This is a genomic window from Paenibacillus sp. FSL E2-0177 (genome assembly GCF_037992975.1).
Taxonomy (GTDB): Bacteria; Bacillota; Bacilli; order Paenibacillales; family Paenibacillaceae; genus Paenibacillus_AQ; species Paenibacillus_AQ odorifer.
The window spans coordinates 3,593,750-3,614,570 of sequence record NZ_CP150307.1; the positions used below are offsets into that span (position 1 = coordinate 3,593,750).

A 20,821-nucleotide genomic window follows, 5' to 3' on the forward strand; every position below is an offset into this window, starting at 1 on the left:
AGGAGTATTAACATGAAACAAACACCCCGGTTTAAGCGGATTTTCGTCATCGTTATGGATTCTGTAGGCATTGGTGAAGCTCCAGATGCTGACAAGTTTGGGGATGCAGGATCACATACATTACGGCATATTGCAGAAAAAATGAATGGGCTACATGTTCCTGCGTTATCCAAGCTAGGGTTAAGTCATATTGACCCAATACCCGGAGTTCCCAACGTAGAGCACCCTTTAGCTTATTGGACCAAAATGCAGGAAGCTTCTAATGGAAAGGATACGATGACAGGTCACTGGGAGATCATGGGCCTACGAATTGATGTTCCTTTCAAAGTGTTTCCTGAAGGGTTTCCTTATGAATTAATTAATGAATTAGAAGAAAGAACAGGACGAAAGGTGATTGGGAATAAACCCGCTAGTGGTACAGCTATTCTCGATGAGCTTGGACAAGAGCATATGAACACAGGTGCACTCATTGTCTATACTTCTGCAGATTCCGTGATTCAGATTGCGGCTCATGAAGAGGTTATTCCTTTGGAAGAACTGTATCAAATCTGTGAGATTGCCAGAGAGATTACTTTACGTGAGGAGTACATGCTAGGAAGAGTGATTGCTAGACCATTCCTCGGGCAGCCCGGAAATTTCAAAAGAACATCGAACCGTCATGATTATGCCTTGAAGCCGTATGGAAGAACCGTGATGAATGAGCTCAAGGATGCCGGGTTCGATGTACTAGCGATTGGCAAGATCTCAGATATATACGATGGGGAAGGTGTCACCAAGTCTTTCAGAACAGTGTCTAACATGGATGGCATGGATAAACTCATGGAGACCCTTCATACTGATTTTACAGGACTTAGTTTCTTGAATCTTGTCGATTTTGATGCACTTTATGGCCATCGTAGAGATCCGATCGGGTATGGGAAAGCGCTAGAAGAATTTGATGATCGATTACATGAAGTTCTAGCGGAGCTATGTGAAGATGATCTTCTTATAATTACGGCAGACCATGGGAATGATCCCATTCATGCGGGCACGGATCACACCCGTGAATATGTTCCTTTACTCCTCTACAGTAAGAGTTTCAATCGACAAGGGGAGCTGCCTATATCGAGGACTTTTTCGGATATTGGAGCAACAGTTGCTGATAACTTTGTTGTGGCCATGCCCCAATTTGGTAAGAGCCTCCTACAGGAGCTTAAATAAACTATAATTTGAATAGACACTTTGAATAGAAACAGGATACCTAACTTGTATTAGTAAAAGGTATCCTGTTTGTTTTTTTATCTACATATCTTTGTATCTAAAAAGCTGCCGAGAAAGCGGCTTTTTTTGTTATTACGGATCAAATACTAGGGTAATAATCAATTATTAAAGGGGTTAATTTTAGAGCCACCTGTCGTTAACCCTTTTTTCGATGAATCGCATTCTAATACAACGTTATAAATAATCTAGTTTCTACTCATGCCACTCCTTCGATAGTAATAGTATTGACAACCTGTATATACAGGTTTAAACTGTGTGAAGTGTTTGAACTTGTATATACAGGTTTAATGGTTGAAATAAAGGAATTCTTTTTGGAGGTGTTCAACTTGAGTCAGTCCCAGTATTCGGAATGGTGGCGCCGCTCCACGGTGTATCAGGTGTACCCGAAAAGCTTTAAGGACACTACAGGCAACGGAACAGGAGATATTAAAGGACTTATTGAGAAATTAGATTATTTGCAGAAGCTTGGAATCGATATTGTTTGGTTACAGCCGGTTTATGTTTCGCCGCAACATGATAACGGTTACGATGTAGCAGATTATGAAAATATCAACCCGGATTTCGGTACGATGGAGGATTTTGACGAGCTAATACAGGAACTGCATAGACGCGAAATGAAGCTAATGATCGATATCGTGGTTAACCATACCTCGACTGAACATGAGTGGTTCAAACAGTCCATTTCAAGCAGGAACAACCCTTTCCGTGATTACTATATCTGGAAGGACCCGGCTCCGGACGGCGGCTTACCCAACAACTGGCAGTCGAAGTTCGGTGGGCCTGCCTGGCAGTTCGACGAAGCGTCGGGACAATATTATCTTACTCTCTTCGATAAAACCCAAGCGGATCTGAACTGGGAGAATGAGAAGGTACGTAGAGCAGTGAATGATATGATGTTATTCTGGGCTAAAAAGGGTGTCGACGGCTTCCGCATGGATGTAATTAATTTAATCTCCAAAGATCAGCGCTTCCCTAACGATGACGGGAGTGTTCCACCGGGGGATGGACGTAAATTCTATACTGACGGTCCACAGGTCCATGCATACATCAAAGTAATGTATGAAGAGGTGTTTGGTCCGTTTGAGATGGTGACTGTAGGAGAGATGTCCTCAACTACACTGGAGCATTGTATCCGGTACTCAAGTCCTGAAGAGCGGGAATTTTCCATGACCTTCAATTTTCATCATTTAAAAGTCGACTATCCGAATGGACAGAAGTGGGAACTGATGCCTTATGATTTCGAGGCAATGAAACGGTTGTTCGCGCAATGGCAGACCGGAATGCAGAAAGGCGGAGGCTGGAACGCACTATTTTTTAACAATCATGATCAACCGCGTGCTCTTTCCAGATTCACTGATGATAAGGTCTACCGTGTGGAAAGCGCCAAGCTGCTCGCGACAACTCTGCATGGCCTTCAGGGAACACCTTATGTATATCAAGGGGAAGAAATCGGTATGCCGAATCCGGTATGGAAAAGCATCGATGAGTTCCGCGACATTGAGTCACTAAATATGTACCGCATTCTGTGTGAACAGGGGAAAAGCCCGGAGGTTGCCCTCAGCATTCTACAGGAGCGTTCGCGGGACAATTCACGTACGCCGATGCAGTGGGATGACAGCCGGAATGCCGGATTTACCACTGGTACTCCATGGTTGAAGGTAGATGAGCGGTATCCAGACATCAATGTGCAGAAGGAACTGGAAAACCCTGATTCCATCTTCCACCATTACCGCAAACTGATTGCACTACGCAAGGAGTATGGAGTATTCATAGATGGTATTTTTAAGAGACTCGATGAAGGTCATCCTGAAGTCTTCGCTTACGCCAGAACAGGAGATGGAGAGACACTTGTTGTGGTCTCGAACTTCAGCAGTAAAGAGATCTCTTTCCGCTTTAAAGACAATCACTGGACTGAATTGTCGCCAAGTGGTAAGGACGAGCTTCTGATTGGGAATACAGCAGATGCACCATCATTAACACAAGAGCTTCAGCTTAGTCCTTATGCTTCCTACATGTGGTTAGTCCGCTAACGAGGTGTACTTGAGAAGGAGCACACAACAATTTTGTAAGGAGTGAAGATATGGCTATAGACCGCAAAAATGTTGAAGATATTGTACGGGCGGTTGGGGGCAAGGAGAATATTGAGGTTGCGACGCATTGTGTAACCCGGCTGAGATTCTCGCTGTATGACGAGAGCAAGGTGGATTCGGAAGCCCTGGACCGTAACGAACTCGTAAAAGGACAATTCTCTACGCAAGGGCAGTTCCAGATCGTTATCGGACCAGGAACTGTAGATAAAGTATACGATGAAATGATTCAAATCACTGGTGGTGCCCGCTCTTCCAAGGATGACGTGAAATCAGCGGCAGCACGGAAACAGAATCCATTGCAGCGGGCGATCAAAACACTGGCTGATATTTTTATTCCGATTCTTCCGGCCATCGTAACCGCAGGTTTGCTGCTTGGGATTAATAATATTTTGACCGGACCTGGTATCTTTTTTGATAGTAAGTCATTGGTAGATGTCTATCCTGCATGGAAAGACATTGCTGCGATTATTAACACGATTGCCAGCACAGCCTTCACCTTTTTACCAGCCCTTATCGGTTGGGCAGCTGTTACACGTTTCGGGGGCAGTCCTCTGCTCGGAATCGTGCTGGGTCTCATTCTCGTACATCCGGATCTATTAAGTGCCTACAGTTATGCAAGTGCTTCAACTGAGGGAACCGTTCCGACCTGGAATTTGTTCGGCTGGCATTTGGAGAAGATCGGTTATCAGGGGCAAGTATTGCCTGTACTGGTTTCGGCCTATATTCTGGCTAGACTGGAGAAGTTCCTCAACCGCCGGGTGCTTGATTCCATTAAACTACTGGTCGTTGCTCCAGTGACCCTGCTGGTTACAGGTTTTCTGGCCTTCACCATTATCGGACCCGTTACGTTCGCCATTGCCAATGCTATCACCTCGGGTTTGATCTATGTATTTGATCATTTTGCGCTCCTTGGTGGTTTGATCTATGGTGGATTCTATGCACTTCTGGTCATCACTGGGATGCATCATACTTTCTTGGCAGTCGATGTTCAGCTCATCGGCAGTGAGGGAGGCACCTTCCTCTGGCCGATGCTGGCGCTCTCCAATATTGCGCAAGGCGCTGCGGCACTGGCGATGATGTTCGTTGTTAGAGAACAAAAGGCAAAAGGTTTGGCGGCTACGTCTTCCGTCTCTGCGTTCCTCGGTGTGACTGAACCGGCAATCTTTGGGGTGAATATCCGCTATCGCTATCCTTTCATCTTCGGGATGATCGGCTCAGCAATTGCCGGTATGCTCCTTACCGTTAACCAGGTTCGAGCTTCATCCATTGGCGTAGGGGGAATTCCCGGTTTCCTTTCGATTTTCCCGAATCAGTGGGGCGTTTTCTTTATTGGCATGGTTATTGTTCTCGTTGTGCCATTTGCCGCCACAGTATTGTACGGACGTTCTGTAGTGGGTCGTTCCGAAAAGAACACAGCTACAGAGGCTTCTAGTACTACGAGCGAACCAGAGGAATTGAGCAGCCGTCATTCAGTTCAAGGGTCACAGGAATCAGTTAATATTCTGGAGCTTGTCTCACCGCTTAGTGGAACTGCAGTATCGCTGGAACAGGTGCCCGATCCTGCCTTTGCTGAAAAGCAAATGGGTGAGGGAATTGCAATCGAACCTTCTGAGGGGAAAGTATATGCTCCCTTTGATGCTACAGTAGCCCATGTGATTAAGAGCAAACATGCGCTTATACTGGAGCATGCCAGCGGTGTTCAGGTATTAATCCACGTTGGAATTAACACGGTGGCGCTTAAAGGTAGCGGTTTTACCAGCCTGAAGAATATTGGTGATAAGGTGCAAGCAGGAGAGCTTCTACTAGAATTTGATATGGAAGCTATCCGCGCAGCAGGTTACCCGGTGATTACTCCAATCATCATTCCTGCAGGTCAGGAGATGGTCGAGAAGATCGAGGAGAAGACCGGACCAGCTACGGCCAAACAAACAAGTATCTTGACTATTCATCTCAAGGGTTGATAAAGGCTATATTGGCAAAGACTTTATACTTTAGAAAGACAGCCCCTTGGGGGCTGTTTTTCTATAAATATAAGAATTTATATGTTCAACGCTATAAATTCCCCTCCAATTGAATCGATGCTTCCAAAGGCATGACGTGATACAATAAAGGGCGGTGATCAAAATTGAGAGAAAATAAATATTTGCAAATTTATAATGAATACAGCAACCAAATCCATTCTGGACAACTGCTGCCGGGAACCAAGCTGCCTTCCGAAAGTGAACTCGCCGAAGCTTACGCCACTTCACGAGAGACCGTGCGCAAAGCGCTGAATCTACTTTTCCGTGAAGGATATATTCACAAAATTAAGGGCAGAGGCTCCTTTGTGCTTGACATGACCAGAATGGATTTCCCTGTTACCGGTTTGATTTCATTTAAAGAGATGGCCGATACCCTGGGTACTGCCTCACGGACACTGGTAGAGCGGACGATACAAGAGCCGGCAGGCTCCGCAATCGCAAGACATCTGCAGATTCCACCTGAAACTCTGATTTGGAAGGTTGTTCGCGCCAGGGAAATTGAAGGTGAACGGATCATTTTGGATAAGGATTATTTTCGTGCGGATATTGTTTCCTTTCTGAGTGAGGAAATCGCGGAAGGCTCAATCTATGAATATCTGGAGCTGGAATTGGGTCTTAAGATCAGTTATGCGAAGAAGCTGATATCCGTTGAGCCTTCTACCGAGGAGGATCATAGACTGCTCGATTTGAAGAAACTTACGCATATTGTAGTAGTACGAAACTATGTGTATTTGGAGAACACGGTGCTTTACCAATATACCGAGTCTAGACACCGGCTGGATAAATTCCAGTTTGTGGATTTTGCTCGGAGGGTGAGACGATAAGCTGATCCGAGGGTGTCCCAGTTTGGGATATCCTTTTTTCATGAGAGTTCCCTGTGAAAAAAATACAATCCGATTGTGAAATATGAAATCTCTATCCCTTTCAATCACTATCAGGTGTGTTGGAGTTATATAGCCAATACTGTGCAAATTTTCGATACAAGAGCGCTTTAGAGGTTCATTCGCTCCATTCGCAAAAACGATATATTAAGAAAAAAAACTGCCCTCAGAGGCAGTTTTTTTATGTAAAAACCATTAAATACCATATTGTCATATGACAAAAGTGATGACAACCCACACTATTTAAATGTTCTTTATACATATATATTGTTGGAATATGGAAACAGCGATACCTTCATAGCTAGTCGTAACAAATACGGTAAACGTTGCAAGTCAGAATAAATGGGTGGAAAATCTTAGATTCCCGGCTGCCTTTTTGAGCTTATCATGATTTGTGAAACTGGCTAATAGCAACTTCGGTTGTCTTGAATGCAACGCTAATAGAATGCTAGATTTAGGGAAAATGTCGAATATAGGAGGAAAATCAATTGAATATTAGCATTATATTGTTGGCTCAGCATTTTAACCTGACCGTACAATGTCTGGATCGGATTAAGAAATATACGCCTATGTCCTATGAGCTGATTGTCGTCTTGGATAACGAATCTGCCGAAGTGTCGAAGTACGTTGCGTATGAATGCGGCGTTCATGTCATTCATAGCCGGAGCAAAGGGGTTGCAGCAGCATTCAATCTGGGCGCGGTGTCATCTTCGGGAGACCGTCTTGTATTCATCCGCGATCAGATTATGGTAAACGAGGGATGGTTAGAAGAGTTGTCGGGCTGTCTGGACCATCATTCGAATGCTGCAATCGTGGGTCCGAGGATGAATGATGTTAGCGGCGCTCAACGGATTCCGATTGTATATCAGAACATGGAGCAACTCTATCAGTCGTCATCGATGCTTGCCATCGGAAAATCAAAGTCTTGGACCCGGGTTCCTAGACTTGTCAGTTTACTAATGATGATACCCCGTCGCTACTTTGAGCAGATTGGGTCCTTTGATGAGCGATTTGAAGTCGAATCTTACGAGGATGACGATCTGTGTTATCGCACGTTATCTATGAACCTGAATATTTACATCGCCGAAGGATGCGTAGTCTTCCGGAAGGAACCTCCTTCAGTAGATCCCAATGATTCTGATTGGTACAATAACCGATTAATCTTGAATCGTGCTATGGCCATAAGCAAGTGGGGATTCGATTTAACTTCTTCCTTGTATAGCGGCACAAGGAAAGTCACTGTCAGCCTATGCATGATTGTAAAAAACGAAGAGCACACCTTAGGGCGTTGTTTATCCAGCGTGAGGGAGCTTGTCGATGAGATCATTATTGTGGATACAGGTTCGAGTGATGGGACCAAAGAGCTCGCGGCATCTTATGGAGCGCGGGTTTATGATTTCGAATGGGTGAACGATTTCTCCAAGGCAAGAAATTATGCCTTCAGTCTCGCTACTCAAGAGTACCTGCTGTGGTTGGATGCGGACGATTATCTGCATTCAGAGGATGCAGAGGCTCTCCAGTCCATCGTATCCGAACTATCATGGGATATCGATGCTGTATCGATGCATTATTATCTCGACCGTGATAAAGACGGAAGTGTAACTTCGAGCTTGAGACGTAATCGTCTGGTAAGACGAAGTTGTGAATTCCGTTGGATTGGAGTCGTTCATGAGTACCTTGAGGTCGCAGGCAATGTGTTCTATGCCGAGTTAGGTATAACACATGATCGAAAGCATACGCAGTCCTCGCGTAATCTTCTCATCTATGAGGGGATGTTGGAAGCGCAAATGAGGTTCACTCCGCGGGATGTATTTTATTATGCCAACGAGTTATACGATCACGGCCAATGGCAGCGATCGATAGAGCAATACGATGCCTTCATTGCCATGCCGAATGGCTGGATGGAGGACAAGCTACTTGCGAGTCGGCGTGCCGGAGATGCGTTGTCACAATTAGGTCTCTTTCAAGAAGCCAAGCTTAAAGTACTTCAAGCTTTTACCTTGTCGCCTCCCCGAGCCGAAGCCTGTTGTCAATTAGGGTCTTACGAGCTAATCGAACAACGGTTCGAGAATGCTGCTTTTTGGTACAAGCTAGCCACGGAAGTACCAAAGCCGACTGAGCCTAACGCTAGAGTAGACTTTCCGGCATGGGCGTGGCTGCCGCATTTGCAATTATGTGTCTGTTACGATCGCTTACGACAATACGAACAAGCTCACTGTCACAACGAGATAGCTGGTAGCTATGTACCAGATTATCCGAGCGTCATAGCTAATCGCGATTATTTGAAGCAATACATAACTTTATAAATTTGAGGGGGATTTAGTAATGGCAAGATTGAAGAGGACGAAAGCAAGTGGCAAGAAAAGTGGCAAGCAGTTAGCTTACAAGAGCTCAATGGCATTTATTCTGATGAGTCAGCTGATTGCTCCCTTCAGCCCTGCTTATAGCAGTATTCTACCCCGGGCAAGTGCAGCAGCTTACAGTGATGTCGATTCTACCTCATGGGCATATCAGTATATCACTAAAGCTTCCGCGCTTGGGGTAATCGAAGGAGACGGTTCCGGATACTTTAGCCCTAACCGACCAGTCACGAATCAGGAAGCGGTTGTTATGGTACTCAGGTTCATGGGATATGAGCAGCCTAAGGCTACTAGCGGCAGCCTGCCCTTCACCGTAGATTCTTGGGCTACTGTTTGGATTCAGCAAGCGATTGACATCGGCCTCGTGATTCCAAGCGAGGAAGTGAGACCCAACACCGTCATCTGGGGAAAAGAGCAAGCAAGTCGAGAGTGGATAACACGTCTAATTATTCGTGCCGCAGGCAAAGAATCCGAGGCCATCGAGTTTAAGGATAGCGACATAGGTTTCTTAGATGCATCAGATGCATCGGACTGGGCAGCAGGCTACATTAATGCCGCAGTTAACCGCAATGTCATATCTGGCTTCCCTAATAATACTTTCAAGCCTAAGCAGACGGCTACTCGCGCCGAGTTTGCAGCTATCTTGTCTAAGACAGAAATATTTGCGAGTAAGGTATCCGATCGGATTATCCATGGCTCTGTCGTCTCGATGTCCAAAAATTCGATCGAACTCTTAAGCAGCAGCGGTCAGACAGAGAAGTTCGAAATCAATAGCAAATCTGTTCTGTTCGGGGACAATGGCAAGGGCGTGTTTCCTACGGGGGCTTTGGTGACGCTCATTCATAATGGAGGAATGGCATCCTTCGTTGAAGTGTTGGGATTAGGGGCTGTAGGTCAGACTAGTCCAAAAGGGGAAAAAGGAGACACAGGTGCAACCGGCCCAGCGGGTCAAAACGGGACTTCTGGTTCAATTGGACCGCAAGGTGTCACTGGTGCGACCGGAGCTACCGGTGCTGTCGGCGCGACTGGGGCTGTTGGAGCAACTGGTGCGACCGGAGCTACCGGTGCTGTCGGCGCGACTGGGGCTGTTGGAGCAACTGGCGCAACCGGGGCTACTGGTGCTATCGGAGCGACTGGGGCTATCGGAGCTACTGGTGCTGAAGGGGCTACTGGTGCTAACGGTGCAACTGGCGCAATCGGAGCGACTGGTGCTATCGGAGCGACTGGTGCTATCGGAGCAACTGGTGCTGAAGGGGCGACTGGTGCAACTGGTGCTGAAGGGGCGACTGGTGCAACTGGTGCTACCGGTGCTGTCGGGGCTACTGGAGCAGCCGGAGCAAATGGGGCGACCGGTGCTAACGGTGTAACAGGCGCTAATGGAGCGATGGGGTCAACTGGCGTAACAGGTGCAATGGGTATCCAAGGGATAACCGGTGCTACCGGATCGACTGGTGCAACTGGCATTGGTCTTGATAGCATTACTCCGTTTAGTTCAGCGATTTCCTATCATGCAGGACAAGTCGTTACTTATTTAGGAAGTATCTACATCGTTACCATAAACAACCCATCTGGAGTACCTTCTGATATAAATAACGACTTCACCCTGCTTGTCTCTAAAGGTGAACCCGGAGCTACCGGAGCCCAAGGAGTTCAGGGAATTCAAGGCGTAACTGGGGATACAGGCGCACAAGGAGTTCAAGGCGTAACTGGGGTAACTGGAGCAACCGGAGCCATAGGGGCAATAGGAATTCAAGGAGTAACTGGCGCAACCGGAGCTACGGGTGTACAAGGGATTCAAGGGATAACCGGAGCTACCGGGGCATCTGGCGCATCAACTATAATTCCATTCTCTTCCGGATCACCAATTACTGTAACAACAATCGCCGGGGGATTAAAAGGGACAGTTGCGATGCTTGGATTTGGCAGTTCGTACTCAGGAGCTAGTATAGTAGGTGGAACAATAGATTTAACCAAAAGTAATGGTTCTGATCCTACAAAAGATCCATACAACCAAGCGTTTATCGTTCCACGTAATGGTACGATCACTTCAATATATGCTTTTTTCAGCCCAACATTAGCTTTTTCTTTAATAGGTACGACCGTAAACGTTCAAGCAGAAATATATAAAGCGGATAGTAATAGCAACAGTTTTACACCTGTTATTGGTTCAGCAGTATCTTTGACGCCTAGTTTGACAGGAATAATTTCTATTGGATCTACTAGTGACGGATCAGTCAAAGGCATAAATACGGCTGTTCAGGCTGGCGATCGCTTAATGTTAGTGTTCTCTTCGACGGCTTCCGGTCTAAGCTTGATAAATACTGTAACAGGTTATGCGAGCGCCGGAATTGAGATTAAGTAATTCAAGATTTAAGGTAGGAACCATTCATTTTATTTGATAGGAAGTGATTAAAAATGGCAAGGAAGCTATTTCCGATAAAAAAATTGAGCTTAATGTTGGTGTTAGTTCTTATATTTCCATCCGTCATTCAATTCCCGTCTGTAGGAGATGCAAAAGGACGCTCTTTTGAACAAGTAAAGCTATTGGCTGCACCAGCGAATCTGGCAGTCAGCGATTCAACCTCCTCAAGCATTCGCCTTACCTGGGATGCCGTAGGGGGAACCTCTAACACGGATGTGAGTTATAAGGTAAATCTAATGGAGTCTACCAACCCTAGCGTAACCGATGTGGTCTATACCTTCGATTCAGGCGAATTAACGGAGTATACGGTGAAGGGATTGGTTTCCGACCAGAGCTATACATTCACGGTCCAAGCCGTAAACATATCCGGACCCGTGTCAAAAACAAGTCCACCTTTAACCGCAAGTACGCTTCCAGCGGAAGCGTACCCACCAACAACGAAGGAAGAGGAACTCCCTCCAGCCGATCAAGAATCACCGAGTACGCCCGAGTTAACTCTTTACAGTCGCACATCAGATAGCATTAGCTTGGCATGGAGTTCATCCGAGGATAATGTCGGAGTTGCGGAATATGTTCTATATAAGGACTCTGATCTGTTGGCAGAAGTAACGGTTAGCACAACTGTCTACACGGCCGTCGACTTGAAGGCTGGGCAGGAGTATACCTTTTTAGTACAAGCTATAGACGAAGCAGGGAACAAATCAGCAATTAGTAACGAGTTGAAGGTTAGTACACATGATGTTGTAAGTAATGTTGGTCCCATTATGAGCATGGGCAACGGGAATTCCTTTCATACATTGACTGTACAGCCGGATGGTACCGTATGGGCTTGGGGCAATAATAGGAAGGGGCAGCTCGGTGATAGCACAACTATTGCTCGTAATAAGCCTGTGCGAATTGTTGGCTTGCCGGAGATAAGCGCCACATCCGTTGGACAAGACCATTCCATCGCACTCGCGACGGACGGAACGGTTTGGACATGGGGAAGCAATAGCGTGGGCCAGCTGGGTAATGGTACGTCGGAGCCCCAGCTTGTGCCGCAGCAAGTGCCTGGATTGGTGAATGTCATAGCTGTTCAAGCAGGTGAGCAGCATTCGTTAGCGTTATTGTCCGATGGAACGGTGTGGGCATGGGGACTTAACACATATGGTCAGCTTGGAGATGGAACCACCGAGGATAGTGCATTACCAGTGCAGGTTGCAGGTTTGGACTCAATCGCATCGATCTCAGCCGGAGCCTTTCATAATCTAGCGGTTAGCCACGATGGTCAGGTTTATGCATGGGGATTCAATGCTTACGGTCAGCTCGGTGATAACACAAAGAGCGACCGCTCAACTCCCGTGCAGGTTGCTGAGTTGAGCAGCGTTACTTCCGTATCTGCCGGCTTTTATCACAGCATGGCAGTGAAAAAAGACGGAACCGTATGGAGCTGGGGAACGAACGTTAAGGGAATCTTGGGGGATGGGACAACCGAAGATCATTATACTCCCGTTCAAGCCTTGGATCTTGGTTCAGTTATCAGTGTATCCGCTGGTGCCTTGCATAGCATGGCTCTGAAAAGCGATGGAAACGTATGGATATGGGGAGCGAACAATGAGAGCCAGCTCGGCGGTAGCGCTGAATCGGAGCGTTCCCTTGCTTCTAAGCTCACCATTGGAAATCGTATCGTCGCTATTAGTGCAGGTTATATGAGCGGCGGTGCGGTTAGTGAGGAGGGGACCTTGTTGACCTGGGGGTATAATGGGTTAGCCCAGCTTGGTGATGGCACTTATACTAATGTCATAGAACCTGTTGCAATTTCGCTTGTAGAAGAATCTTATTAGATTTGAAGAGTAGGGAATTTCATGCCTAAGTGGCAATGAATTTCCTATTTTTATAGGTGAGTCAAAAAGAGAAAACTCTTTTCATATTCATTCTTTATCATTACAGCTATCCGTCTAGACTGTTAAAATGATGGAAGTATGGTAGACAAAGGAGATAAGCAATGAATAATGGCTTTCGGATCAATACTGAGGAGAACCGACACCGAACTCTGAGGCAAGTAAAACAAGCGGCGTTTCATGCTTTACAGGAATATGAAATAGACTGGAACTCCATTCACTTCATTCAAGTATCCGAACATGTCACCTTCCGCATTGTAAGCGATGTGGGGGAACAGTTCTTGCTCCGCATTCACCCGGATAACAAACAACGCGAAGGAACCATTTCAGAAATTGAGTGGTTGTTCGCTTTGAAGAGCAAGGGCCTCCTCTTGCCCGAAGCTGTAATCAATCGTGAAGGGGCCTTTATTACGGAAACATCGGTGTGTGACGGACAACGGTTTTATTCGAGCTTAATGCGATGGGTCGAGGGAAAGCATGTAGACAAAAGCGAACTAACGGAGGAGGGTATCCGTAAAACAGGATCATTGATGGCAAAGCTTCATGAGGCCAGCTCTGATTTTAGTCCTTCCAGCGGTTTTACTCGTCCTTCTTGGGGTGTACTGAGCTTTAAACGGGACTGGGATCACCTAAGTCTACATCGCAAACATTTCATATCGGATGAGGGTTTTAAGTTATATTCCGCAGCCGCCACTAAAGTGGCAACATGTCTCGAAACGTTCACAAGACATGAACAAAATTATGGGATGATCCACGCGGACTTACATAATGGAAATGTCATTTTTCGGGATAATGAACCTTATCCTATCGATTTTGGCAGGTGTGGCTTCGGCTATCATCTTTACGATATAGCTCAGGCTATTATGGGATTATACCCAACACAAAGAGCTTATTTCGTCGAAGGATATCAGAGAATCAGGAAGCTGGAAGATGAACATATAATGAAGCTAGAGTGCTTCTTAGTCATGGCGATAATCGAAGCCTATAGCTTTCATGCAGAGAATCCGCTGGAGACCGAGGGGTTAATTGAAGAGCAGCCATATGCTCAAGCGATTTTGAGAGCTTATGTGAACGGGACAACCTTTTTATTTAATTCTCTGGATATTTCAATATAAAAGATTAGAAAATGATGTGCGTTATATTTTTCAAATGGTATTATTAGGATGAACTGCTGAAAACTATTTAAAATGTATTTGGAATCTTAGCAATGAAAATAGTTGACAAAACTTTATAAAAAGTGAGGAGTAGAGCAATGAACTTTGATAAAGAACAGCTTTTTTGGATAAATCCAATCAATGATTATTCTATTACAGAAAACAGGATTGAATTTGTAACGATGCCGAATACAGATTTTTGGCAACGAACCTATTATGGTTTTAGAAATGATAATTCACCTGCACTGTTAATGAAAACTGCTGAGAAGTATTTTTCATTTATAGTAAGAACAGATTATGATAGTACACATAGATACGAGCAGTGTGGGATAGTCATCTATCAGGACAGTGATAATTGGTTCAAGGCATCGGTAGAATATGAAAATGAGGAATTCCAAAGACTTGGAAGTGTGGTTACAAATCACGGATATTCAGATTGGGCAACAACTGATATCGATGCAAACATTAAAACTATGTATTATAGACTAAGTCGACGCGAAAGTGATTTCTGTATTGAAAGCTCTTTGGACGGGACTATATTTGAACAGATGCGTATTTTTCATTTGTTTGAAGGGAATGAGGAAATAAATTTTGGCTTATATGCTTGTAGCCCAGAGAATTCTTCATTTAAAGGTGTTTTCACCGAAATGGAAATTACAGAGTGTAAGTGGTTGGAGCATAAATAGTCGTTTACGCAGCTGAAAGTGAATATTACTCAAAAGGGCCTTCCTAAAAGGAAGGTCTTTTTTTAATGGAGTGGTTATAAAGTTGTCATCAGTTTCCGATTTCTATAGTTATCCATGTGGTAAAATTAGGATAATTGGATCTTGGGAGGCGAGGACATTGAGTCTTGTGATGATCATTTTATTACTGTTCTTAAATATTCCAGTATATAAATTTTTATTTCGCGTGTTCTTCGTGAATAAAGATGATTATAGCGAATCGATTAGGCATACTTTTACACCTAACATCATTTCATTATTCCGGGGAGAGTATTGGAAGGATAGAATGAATACGGCAAGGCTTCAGTTTTTTATACTCATTTGCGGTGGGATTGTTGTTTTGGAATACCTTGTTTTGTATAAAATAATTGATATTTTTCGTTAACTAGAACTTCATTTAGAAACTTCTGCTTATGGTGAGCAGGAGTTTTTTTATCTTGCATAAGCACCGCCCTATTATGGAAAACTTATGTAGTGCGAATAAACAGCATGAATCTATTTTGCGAGGTGATAATGATGACAAATCAAGATCCGCAGGAGCTTCTTAAAAGTAAACACAAGCTGGATGAGCAGAAGAGGCAGTTCACAAATTTTGCCCGAAGTGCTTCCGGTCATGGTGAAGCAGAAGCAGGCCAGGAATTCAGTAATGACCGAGTGCCAGATGATCAAAACCGCATGAAATCTGTTGAGAACAGACAAGATTGATCTTAAAAAGCTATCAAATAAGCCGATCCTTTTCTGGATCGGCTTAGAAAAATAAATTTTTACGTTGTAAGGTTGTTCAATAGGTATCGGATGCTAGAGTTTTCTTGCTTTAATTACAAAAGTTACAGGAAGCATCTTTGCTTTTTTTGCAAAATCGCTTTTATCGTCCCGCGACTGCATAAGTTCATCATCAGATTGCTCAATCATTTGCTCAATAACAAATCCAGCTTTAGATAGCGCATTCACATAAGTTGATAATTTACGATCCGATAAAGTTAGCGTACTTTCATCAAGAGATACTGAATACCAAGATTCATCGAAATAACATTTTTTAAAAACAAGCATATCATTTTCTGCAACAACACATTTGTGTATAGGGTGAGACCAGCTGAAAATAAATGATCCATCTTTTTTAAGGTAAGAAGCAATCCGGCTAAAAGTACCCTCAAGGTCAGTTGTCCAGCCTATGGCATAAACCGAATATACAAAGTCAAAATAATCCTCTGGCAGGCCACATTCTTCTTCCATAGGTGAGCAGATCAATTTTGCTGAAAGACCGTGCTCCGTCAAAAGTTGCCTAGTCTTTTCGATTTGGTTCTCTGCTATATCCGTACCCCATAGTTCAGATGCATTGCGTTCCCCCAGATATTGCAAAGATTGACCGCTTCCACAGCCTATCTCCAGCAACTTTTTCCCTGAGACATCACCAAAAAGTTGGCATTGTTCTTCCGATACAAATGCTCCATAAAGAGGAAGTGCAGTAGCTCCTAAAACTTCATTTCCTTTTGTATCCCAAAATAAGCTGTTTGTTTCATGAATAGTATTCGTATCCATATCGACCGAGATGGCGACGCCAACCTCACCAGCGCCTATAACGTTTGTTCTATAACCAGAATTTTTGTCCATGCAGACACCCGCCCCAAATATAGATTATATAAGCCTAAACATATCTCCCGACTTGCGCGTAATCCCAATAACATATATCGAACACGAACAAGCTGAGGGATTAACCATAGAATAATCTACCATTTTCCCATGAACATATCCATCCAAAATTTCCCGCTAAAATTTCCAATTGTGAAATAAAGCATGAATTTCTGTTTATCTCTCGCAGGGGGAGCCAGAATAAGTATGAATGTTACGATATTTTAATTTACGAGAAGGATCAGTTTTTCATGCTGCTCTAGGCATGCAACTGGACTCGCACACACCTTTCCTAGATAAATAGGCAGTCAAGCTATAATTTAATTCTAGCTATTGTATAGTCCAATCCCGACTACAGTTCTTACATACATTAAAGAGAGACTGGTAGTTTATATTAAATCTTTAATTAAGGGAGGATTCACTAGAATGGCCATTCTATCATCAGGACCTATTGATAATAGCGCTGTGAGCGGTTTCAGACCTACTGAACAGGTGACGGTCAAGATTGATAACCGGGATGCGTTAAATCAGTCCGCAATTCTGATCCAAGGGTACAATTTAACCCTCACAAGGACCTTGTATGTAAGCGAGCTTGTTACTATTTCTCCAGACGAGGTGATTACAAGAAATTACTTTGCCAATCTGGATGCCTATGAGTTTGTCTTTACAACGGAAGGTCTTGCAGAATTACAGACGGAAATTTCCATGTGGGGCAAAAATACAGACGGGGAGCTGGTTACCGCCCACCGGCTTGTATCATCTGAGCTGCTGGGAACTGAAAATGGGGGAGCCACAGGCTCCGTTAACCGCATTTATGTTTCCAATTTCAATAGCAATGATGTTTCTGTGATCAACGGGGCAACAGGTGCGGTGATAGTAGTCATCCCTGTAGGTGTGAATCCTGCGGGAGTAGCCATAAACCCGTTAACTAATCGTATTTATGTTGCTAATTTGAACAGCGACAACGTATCCGTTATCGACGGAGCGACCAATACGGTGCTGGCTACCATTCCTGCCGGGGATGGAGCAGGTGCTGTCGCGGTCAATACTGCTACCAATGCTATCTATGTTGCTAACTTTAATGATAATAGTGTTACTGTCATTGACGGATTAACCAACACAGTGGTGACTACCATTATTCCCGCCGGCGGTTCTCCTTTTCCAACGGGGATCGGCGTGAATTCCTTAACCAATACTATTTATGTAGCTGAATTCAACTCGGATATTGTTACCGTCATTGACGGGTCTACGAATATGGTTATTATGCAGATTCCCGTTCAGGTTAATCCATTTCGGGTGGGCGTTGATCCCTTAACGAACCGGATTTATGTCTCGAACTTTACCAGTAACACCGTTTCAGTCATTGATGGAGCCAGCAATACTGTGATAACTAACTTGCCTGTAGGAACGACTCCGGCTGAATTGGGAGTGAACATATCAACCAATGCCATCTATGTGCCAAACCGGGATGACGACAATGTGTCGGTGATTGGCGGATTAACGAATACGGTGATTACTACCATTCCGGTCGGGAATAATCCTAATGGTGCAGGAGTTAATCCATTGACCAACCGCATCTATATCACCAATCAGGATGATAACACGGTATCGGTCATTGATGGGGTTACCCAGACTGTGATTAGTGTTATTCCTGTAGGTGCACGTCCGTTCTCAGTCGGTGTCAATCCGTAGGAAGCAAGGACAAAGAATTTAGTACACTCTAAATTCTGTTCTTCATCTTACCGCAGGGGGTGAATCATACGATGAAAATAAAATCGGCAGAAGAAATTATGATCCTATTGTCGAGTATGGACAAAGAGCATTCTGCAGCACGTATCTACGTTCCGGGCATAGGTGAATTCACGATTGTACTACAAAAGAAAGAGGGTAGCAGCGGGACAGCAGCAGAAGAACGCATAATACCGGCAGCAGGGTTAACAAGGAACCCTTATCTTTAGTGATAATCAGTAACTCAACCTTCTTCCGGTAAGGAAGAGGCTGGGGGTTTGTATCTTGAAGTTTTGTATATGAGAGAAGTTGAAACAGTCTTGGACTGAATACGAAAGTCCAAGACTGTTCTACTTTTTTCCGCCTAATGTTTCGAGATAGATTTCCTGCCTGCAGCAGGTTGTACTACTCGAAGACCTTTAATAGGAGAGGTACTCCGGCCAACATTTTTCCTTTTACCAGGAACTGCCGTGTTGACATTTAAAAACTTAGATTGACTTTGAATACTAGTGGATACAATATTAACCGTGTAATTTCTGTAGTTACCAATACTGATTTTTCTCAATCCAAGCCTTCTACAAAGCGGAGCAGCACAGTAACCTGCGCCACCACAAAGTTTGAAAGCATTTTGCGGTAGAGTAAGATAGTTAACACCTGACCATACAAGACGCCTATCTGCAGATTCGGCATAGTAATATATCTCACGATTGTTGACTGCCCCATTCAATACCTCTACCGTTTGACCTGGATTAATTGTGTACCAACCTACCGCTTCGTACCAGCTGGGCCAAGGTATTAAGGGGATAGAGCCCTTATTACAGCTTGCAGAGGAGTAATATGCAAAGGCAACATATATGGTTACACTGGTACTATTACGAAAACTAAGTCCCATTGCATTCAGCTCCTTTCTTTTTGATAGAATAAAGTATGCAGTTTAATAGAAGAAAGGAATGGACATTAAGAAAATAATTTCGAATCGATTGGGTTGCTCATGTGAAGAGCCAGGGTAGATAAATTAAGAAGAGACCTCTCGCGTGCCGTCCTTTATCTATGTCATCCTATTTATCGATCGAACTTATTAATTCGTCAGAGGACGTAGATCTGTTCTGTTTGGTCCGAGTCAAAAAAACATATGTGGATGTATATATTAGAAACATAACACCTGCAGGGTTGTAATGAGTATTTGCTCTGACTAATAGTTAAATTAATCCCAGCATTTGTCATACAGACGCTCCCTATGTGTCGATGAAATATCAACAGTGACTTTAGTGAAGAAATGCGTGAACTGGTATACACACTAGGCAAAACTTTACTTAGATTTCTGGTCGAACTCCGCAGACCTGTTCCAAGGCTGACTTATTTCCAATGACATGTACAACATTAAGAGTATCAAGTAAAATGGCTGATATAAGAATTCTGAATGTATTGGTTTGATCAGGGGGGAGTTTTACAATGAAGAAAAAGGTACTAACTGAACGTCAGTTAAAATCGCAACAAGTCAAAGAAAATATACATAATGCAGCCATCAGGATGCTGAAAGAATATGAATACGACTATTTAACGGTTCGTAATGTATGCAAAGAAGCCAACGTATCTACAGGTACGTTTTATCATCATTTTAAAAACAAAGATGATCTTTTGACCTATTATTTAGCATACGGGTACGAAAAGTACATGGATGAAAACGAGATTCTGTTTGATGATGATGTGAAAAAGAACATCGCTCAAATTTATCATATTTACATTTCTTATTGTATGGAGATGGGTATTGAATTTTTATCAAATTACTATTCCACTAAAAATAAAAGCTTAAATACACGTGATAAACATTCCCCAGAAGAAATCCACAAGGTTCCATTTTTTGAAAAGTCGATCATTGCCATAAAACATGGGCAAGAACAGGAATTTATATCGCCAGATGTAGATATACATGAAGCTGCTAATGATATTTGCACTTTAGTTAAAGGACTCATCTTCGAGTGGTGCCTGACAGATGGGAGCTATGACCTACAAAAGAATGTTCAAAAAATCTTAAGGATTTATTTGAATAGTATAGTTACAGAGGCGTATAGAGCTTTGTACGAATAAATTTTTGGAAATAGTTATTTGACAACTATGGATTTTTGTTTTAAATTTAGAACACGTTCTAGAAATGGTTATTTGTTCTCTAAGCAACGCCAACCGGGGGTCTTTATGGAGACCTTAGGATGAAAAACTATTTACTGAGCGTTTGAGTACTTTACACGGTGATCGTTTTCCCCTAGTGGCAGTAGGTTTTATTCATAGTCCAGAAGAATGCTAGACATCCTAAACAGTGGGATTACTCTTGTTGCCATGGGTCGGGAATTTATTGTGGAACCGCATCGGGTGAAGAAGGTGATGGATGGGAATGAAGGAGATATTGCTTGGGAGAAACTATTTTTTATCGAAGGTTGGGTACCCGTGGCGAAAAAAATGAATAGGGTGGTGTAAGGGCGGAACTATGGATTAAAATCTCAAAGTAAAGCAAAACATTCTAATTTAGAAAACTAGTAAACATAAATAACAGGATAATCATATTAACCTTTTATATGCATGCGCATGCAAATATATGGGTGTTTTCAAAATAAATACGCCAACTAATTGTTCAATACGAGGATAATAAATATTCCCTTATAAAAGGAGCCCTTTGAGA

General features: G+C 43.7%; 17 protein-coding genes. 15 read left to right on the plus strand and 2 right to left on the minus strand.

The window, feature by feature from the left end; translation table 11 throughout:
• Positions 1-12: 12 nt before the first annotated feature.
• From deoB to MHI25_RS16100, 11 genes are all read left to right on the plus strand, one after another.
• A complete protein-coding gene (gene deoB, locus MHI25_RS16050) occupies positions 13-1,200 on the plus strand; it encodes a phosphopentomutase (RefSeq protein WP_340393562.1) in 1,188 nt (395 codons plus the stop codon).
• A 347-nt stretch (positions 1,201-1,547) separates the two neighbouring features.
• Positions 1,548-3,290: an alpha,alpha-phosphotrehalase gene (gene treC / locus MHI25_RS16055; RefSeq protein ID WP_340395686.1), complete on the plus strand. Its 1,743-nt coding sequence runs from the start codon at positions 1,548-1,550 to the stop codon at positions 3,288-3,290.
• 50 nt (positions 3,291-3,340) lie between these two features.
• Entirely contained in the window at positions 3,341-5,311 is a 1,971-nt protein-coding gene (treP, locus tag MHI25_RS16060) for a PTS system trehalose-specific EIIBC component (RefSeq protein WP_076130501.1), read from the plus strand.
• 164 nt (positions 5,312-5,475) lie between these two features.
• On the plus strand, positions 5,476-6,195 hold the full coding sequence (treR, locus tag MHI25_RS16065; RefSeq protein ID WP_340393564.1) for a trehalose operon repressor: 720 nt from the start codon (positions 5,476-5,478) through the stop codon (positions 6,193-6,195).
• A 545-nt stretch (positions 6,196-6,740) separates the two neighbouring features.
• Positions 6,741-8,558, plus strand: a complete 1,818-nt coding sequence (locus MHI25_RS16070; RefSeq protein ID WP_340393566.1) for a glycosyltransferase — start codon at positions 6,741-6,743, stop codon at positions 8,556-8,558.
• Between the two features lie 19 nt (positions 8,559-8,577).
• A complete protein-coding gene (locus MHI25_RS16075; protein WP_340393568.1) occupies positions 8,578-10,974 on the plus strand; it encodes an exosporium glycoprotein BclB-related protein in 2,397 nt (798 codons plus the stop codon).
• A 53-nt stretch (positions 10,975-11,027) separates the two neighbouring features.
• Positions 11,028-12,857 (plus strand): fibronectin type III domain-containing protein, encoded by a 1,830-nt coding sequence (locus MHI25_RS16080; protein ID WP_340393569.1) that lies wholly within the window; start codon positions 11,028-11,030, stop codon positions 12,855-12,857.
• A 161-nt stretch (positions 12,858-13,018) separates the two neighbouring features.
• Positions 13,019-14,029: a phosphotransferase gene (locus tag MHI25_RS16085; RefSeq protein WP_340393570.1), complete on the plus strand. Its 1,011-nt coding sequence runs from the start codon at positions 13,019-13,021 to the stop codon at positions 14,027-14,029.
• Positions 14,030-14,166: 137 nt separating this feature from the next.
• The gene (locus MHI25_RS16090; RefSeq protein WP_076184931.1) at positions 14,167-14,754 is read left to right on the plus strand and encodes a DUF1349 domain-containing protein; all 588 of its coding nucleotides are present in this window, start codon (positions 14,167-14,169) and stop codon (positions 14,752-14,754) included.
• 157 nt (positions 14,755-14,911) lie between these two features.
• Positions 14,912-15,175, plus strand: a complete 264-nt coding sequence (locus tag MHI25_RS16095; RefSeq protein WP_339167879.1) for a hypothetical protein — start codon at positions 14,912-14,914, stop codon at positions 15,173-15,175.
• A gap of 128 nt (positions 15,176-15,303) precedes the next feature.
• Positions 15,304-15,495 (plus strand): hypothetical protein, encoded by a 192-nt coding sequence (locus MHI25_RS16100; protein WP_076130505.1) that lies wholly within the window; start codon positions 15,304-15,306, stop codon positions 15,493-15,495.
• A 93-nt stretch (positions 15,496-15,588) separates the two neighbouring features.
• Here MHI25_RS16100 and MHI25_RS16105 read toward each other — a convergent pair whose 3' ends face one another.
• Positions 15,589-16,401 carry a class I SAM-dependent methyltransferase gene (locus MHI25_RS16105; RefSeq protein ID WP_076130506.1) on the minus strand — a complete coding sequence of 271 codons (813 nt, stop codon included), beginning with the start codon at positions 16,399-16,401 and terminating at the stop codon, positions 15,589-15,591.
• A 444-nt stretch (positions 16,402-16,845) separates the two neighbouring features.
• Between MHI25_RS16105 and MHI25_RS16110 the strand changes: the two genes are divergently transcribed.
• Both MHI25_RS16110 and MHI25_RS16115 read left to right on the plus strand, forming a co-directional pair.
• Complete coding sequence (locus tag MHI25_RS16110) at positions 16,846-18,111, plus strand: YncE family protein (protein WP_340393574.1); 1,266 nt, start codon at positions 16,846-16,848, stop codon at positions 18,109-18,111.
• 71 nt (positions 18,112-18,182) lie between these two features.
• The gene (locus MHI25_RS16115; RefSeq protein ID WP_339167884.1) at positions 18,183-18,377 is read left to right on the plus strand and encodes a hypothetical protein; all 195 of its coding nucleotides are present in this window, start codon (positions 18,183-18,185) and stop codon (positions 18,375-18,377) included.
• Between the two features lie 331 nt (positions 18,378-18,708).
• Here MHI25_RS16115 and MHI25_RS16120 read toward each other — a convergent pair whose 3' ends face one another.
• Positions 18,709-18,870, minus strand: a complete 162-nt coding sequence (locus MHI25_RS16120) for a hypothetical protein (RefSeq protein ID WP_239498742.1) — start codon at positions 18,868-18,870, stop codon at positions 18,709-18,711.
• A gap of 729 nt (positions 18,871-19,599) precedes the next feature.
• Here MHI25_RS16120 and MHI25_RS16125 point away from each other — a divergent pair.
• Positions 19,600-20,235, plus strand: a complete 636-nt coding sequence (locus MHI25_RS16125; protein WP_076184924.1) for a TetR/AcrR family transcriptional regulator — start codon at positions 19,600-19,602, stop codon at positions 20,233-20,235.
• 207 nt (positions 20,236-20,442) lie between these two features.
• Positions 20,443-20,619, plus strand: coding sequence for a hypothetical protein (locus tag MHI25_RS16130; protein ID WP_339187052.1), 177 nt, complete (start codon positions 20,443-20,445; stop codon positions 20,617-20,619).
• Positions 20,620-20,821: the final 202 nt, after the last annotated feature.